Here is a 4037-nt window from a genome sequence, read left to right on the forward strand (position 1 = left end):
TGATTTTGAAGCAATGTACTATGATAAAATTAATCCGTTAGGTCAGGTGGCCTAACTTAAATAAAAAGTCTCCGACAAACCCGGTACGGTTCAAACCTTCAACCAACATCATTTGTAATTCTTGTTCGATAACTTCATCCAATTGTTTACCACGTAACATATCAAGCTTCCTTAGTTTCAATTTTTTGCTGTTCTATAGCGAATAGTTCACTTAAGGTTGTTGGTAATTTAGTGATCGTATCACCATATGGAAAAATAGGAATAGGAGTTAAACTAATCTGTCTATCAAGTGCTTTTGTCTTTAAGTCACTTAAAAAAATTATTTTTTGATGTAAATCCTCAAGCATTTCGCTATAAGATAGATCAAGAACTACTATTTTCTCTATATGTGAAAATTCGCCAAGTAATTTATCTAACGTATGCTGCAAGGCTTGTAATTCTCCTTTACGACCAGTCAATGCAAAGTTTCCACATTGATCACCTGATTGGCAGGATAGACGTTTAGGGCAATCATGGACTGCTATTTCTCGCATACAGCCGCCAAAAGGTAAGGGATGTAAATTTCCATGACGCTGGACTAACTCATCTGCATCTTTTTCATTAGTCTTAGTTAATTCATTGAACGATTGAGTGATGTCTTCAAAGGGCTTTGTTGCACAAACCTATCTGTAAAAGCTTTTTCAGCGATATAATTTTCAAATGAAGAAGCCTACACACAAAATCTACCGCACAACCAATTGGCCCGCATATAACCGAGCACTCATGAGTCGCGGAAATATTGCCATTTGGTTTGATCCTGCTACGCAATGGTATGCTCCATCAAAAGGCAAACAAGGGCGAAATCAAACCTACTCCGACGCAGCTATCCAATGCTGCTTAATGATTAAATCCTTATTCCGTCTATCTTTACGTATGGTCACTGGCTTTGTGCAAAGTCTGATTAAACTTTGTGGATTAAATTGGACCGCACCAGATTACAGTACGCTTTGTAGAAGACAAAAGCATATTGATATTGCAATCAGCTACCAAAAAAGTAGCGATGGGCTGCATCTACTCATAGACTCTACAGGCATGAAGTTTCTAGGTGAGGGCGAATGGAAACGCAAGAAACATGGACCTGAATATCGTCGCCAATGGCGTAAACTACATATTGGTATAGATGCTGAAACCCTTCAAATACGCGCTATTCAACTCACTACAAATAATGTCAGTGATTCACAAGTGCTTGGTGATTTACTCGATCAGATTCCACAAGATGAGCAGATTGACTCTGTTTATACCGATGGAGCTTATGACACCAAGCAATGCCGTCAGGTCATTGCAGATCGGCAAGCGCATGCGGTGATTCCACCTAGAAAAAATGCGAAACCATGGAAAGATACAAAGATCAGCTCGCTAGAACGAAATGAATTACTTCGAACAGTTAAACGTTTAGGCAGGAGACTATGGAAAAAATGGTCAGGCTATCATCGACGAAGTTTGGTGGAAACCAAGATGCATTGCATTAAATTATTAGGCGATAAATTAATGGCAAGAAGCTTTCCTAGTCAGGTGAATGAAATTCATGCACGTGTAGCAGTCCTCAACAGGTTTACGGAATTAGGTCGACCACTTACCCAAGTTACGCCTTAAATTTGGCTCAATTAGGGGCGCTTTGCATTTCAAATCTTTGTGCAACAAAACCTCTTCAAAGTATTCATCAAAGAATGATTTTTTAATGTAATTAGCAACTTCATTCTTTGAATCAAAAGACTGTAAATTCATTTTGATATTGTTTTCCAGGTCTAATTTCTCTGAAAAAAACATTAACCCATCTTTTTTAATGGTATCGACTGGAGGTTCTATTTTGACTTCTTGTGTATTTTTTCTATAACTTTCTAGTTGATATTTTTCTAAAACACTTGTTGCTATTTTACGTTGCTTTAAAGCTAGATGATGATAATATTGATTTTGCTTTATATCAACACGTCCCATAAGCATGGCTTGCAAATGTTCAGACAAACCACTGAGGGCCAAAAAAGTATTAATATTATGCCGAGGAATATGAGAACCTAACCTAGAATATGCTTTATCATTTTCTAGTAAATTATACTTCTGAAATATTGACAGGTTTGCACTACCGCCTAAAAAACTATTTATATTTGTGATTTGAAAAGGAATTACATTAGCTTTAAAGCTAAAAAATCTTTTTAATGAAGTTGATTTAAATTCATGAATAAAAAGTAAATCTTCAAAAGCAATTTTTTCTATTCTTCCTTCATAGTTAAATACATGATCTATTGGAAACTCAGAATCATAATTTGCTATATTTTTTATAAATTCATTTATGTCTTTCTTTAAATAATACTTATCAGTTTTGTTGTTTTTTTTGATATAAACTTCTTTAAAAATTGGAATATTCTTAGCAGCCGTAGTAATGTAGCTTCTGGTCTTTTTATGAATTCCAATATTAAAAATTGAACCGACAAAATCGTCTAACTCAATAAAATCTTCTCTAATCTCATCAATTACTTTGGGTAAAAAATCAGAGCAATTTTTTGATCTAATATATTGAAGATGCTCTCTAGACTCTTTTGTTAGTTCTATCACTGATTGAAAAATTGTTTCAACAAGGTTTACAGCTAGTGGCTCAACCCAATGTATTCTAAATCCAGCACCTTTTGCTCCATGATATTGAATCCCTAATGTATATTGCTTGATACCATCTAAAGTTAATTGTTCTTTAGTTATTGGATCTAGTAGAGGCTGTTTAATCAATGCATCTGTTTTTAAAAGAAGTACTTCTGTTGATCTCATACCCGTAACTATAAGTAATAATAAAAAGTTAAGAAGTATTTTCTCGCTATTTCTTTCGCATAAATTTATTAGTGAGGCAATATTGATAAATGTACGAATAGAAATGAGTTTTTCCTTATCAATATCATCCTCATCTAATTCCAACTGGTCTATGAATGCTTTTGTTTTCTTTGCATTTGGTGTTCTATTTCTTGCATTTATATATAGATATTTTTGAGAAAATTCCAATGTTTTTTCGGTAAAAGCATAGTGATTTAGCATTTCTTGTAATCTAAGATACGTACCCGCATGATCAGGAAGGTTTGTTTTGCTCGAGTTTTCAGCTAGTATTTTGAATGAGTTGTCTAAAATTAATGTAGATAAGAAGCAGGGGTGAGTGTTCACTGGATTAGTTTTACATAGTTCACTATACCAGCGCTTGAGCACCAGAACTTCGGCATATAATTTTTGTGGTGAAGTTTTTGAATTAGCTTTTCTATAACTGAGAACCATTATGGCTTTAATGAACTCTTGGTATGTTATATCTATTGAAAGGTCTTCAATGCCTTTCATTCTTTTCGCTGTTTGAAATGAAAAGTGTGTTCTTCCACTACGTGAAAGTAACCATCCTGAACCAACAGTACCTCCAGCCCATTCAGGATCACTCCATAACCATTTAAACCCAGATCTGATATTTTCCTCAAAAAAAAGTTTCTGTTCTTCTATAAAAGTTTTATATTTTTCAAGATTCATAAATGTTACCCTTGTGTATTGCACAACGAGCAATTACGGATTCAATTTCAAATTTAGTTGATTCATGAACCCTAATCAATGGATTCCTAGATACACCTATACCATCAGACAGCTTAATTAAATCATTAATTTCGTTTTGAATATCCTCTAAAACTTTGGTGTGATTAGCATCGATAAAGGGATGAAAATACATACAACCGTAACAGTTCCGAACAGGCTGGAATAAACACTTTTCTACATAAGAGCACCCACCAATATCGTAATGAATTGTACTACCAACATTACCTAAAACCTTTTTTTGCTTCCAATTTTTCTTATAAACTAGTCTTCCTGTGAGGAGCATAGCGATCATTTGTCTGTATAAAGAATTTTTGCCAAGTGCCTGTGCTCTAATTTGTGCTAATTCTGGGGGGTTTTGTTGCACAAAGATTTGAAATGCAAAGCGCCCCTAATTGAGCCAAATTTAAGGCGTAACTTGGGTAAGTGGTCGACCTAATTCCGTAAACCTG

Annotated in this window: 3 protein-coding genes and 2 pseudogenes; 1 reads left to right on the plus strand and 4 read right to left on the minus strand. The window is 34.6% G+C overall.

Annotation, left to right across the window (positions count from 1 at the left end):
- Positions 1 to 37 precede the first annotated feature (37 nt).
- Both F927_RS17395 and F927_RS01175 read right to left on the minus strand, forming a co-directional pair.
- Positions 38 to 160, minus strand: coding sequence for a hypothetical protein (locus F927_RS17395; protein ID WP_005080754.1), 123 nt, complete (start codon positions 158 to 160; stop codon positions 38 to 40).
- Between the two features lies 1 nt (position 161).
- A pseudogene (locus F927_RS01175) lies at positions 162 to 644 on the minus strand (hypothetical protein); the annotation flags it as partial.
- A 55-nt stretch (positions 645 to 699) separates the two neighbouring features.
- Here F927_RS01175 and F927_RS01180 point away from each other — a divergent pair.
- Positions 700 to 1632: an IS5-like element IS17 family transposase gene (locus tag F927_RS01180; protein ID WP_020846310.1), complete on the plus strand. Its 933-nt coding sequence runs from the start codon at positions 700 to 702 to the stop codon at positions 1630 to 1632.
- Here F927_RS01180 and F927_RS01185 read toward each other — a convergent pair.
- Together F927_RS01185 and F927_RS01190 are read right to left on the minus strand one after the other, a co-directional pair.
- Positions 1600 to 3528 (minus strand): hypothetical protein, encoded by a 1929-nt coding sequence (locus F927_RS01185; protein WP_005080759.1) that lies wholly within the window; start codon positions 3526 to 3528, stop codon positions 1600 to 1602. The genes F927_RS01180 and F927_RS01185 overlap by 33 nt on opposite strands.
- Positions 3518 to 3937: pseudogene (locus F927_RS01190) on the minus strand (hypothetical protein); the annotation flags it as partial. The pseudogene F927_RS01190 and the gene F927_RS01185, both read right to left, overlap by 11 nt.
- Positions 3938 to 4037: the final 100 nt, after the last annotated feature.

The sequence above is a fragment of the Acinetobacter haemolyticus CIP 64.3 = MTCC 9819 genome (genome assembly GCF_000369065.1).
Lineage (GTDB): Bacteria > Pseudomonadota > Gammaproteobacteria > Pseudomonadales > Moraxellaceae > Acinetobacter > Acinetobacter haemolyticus.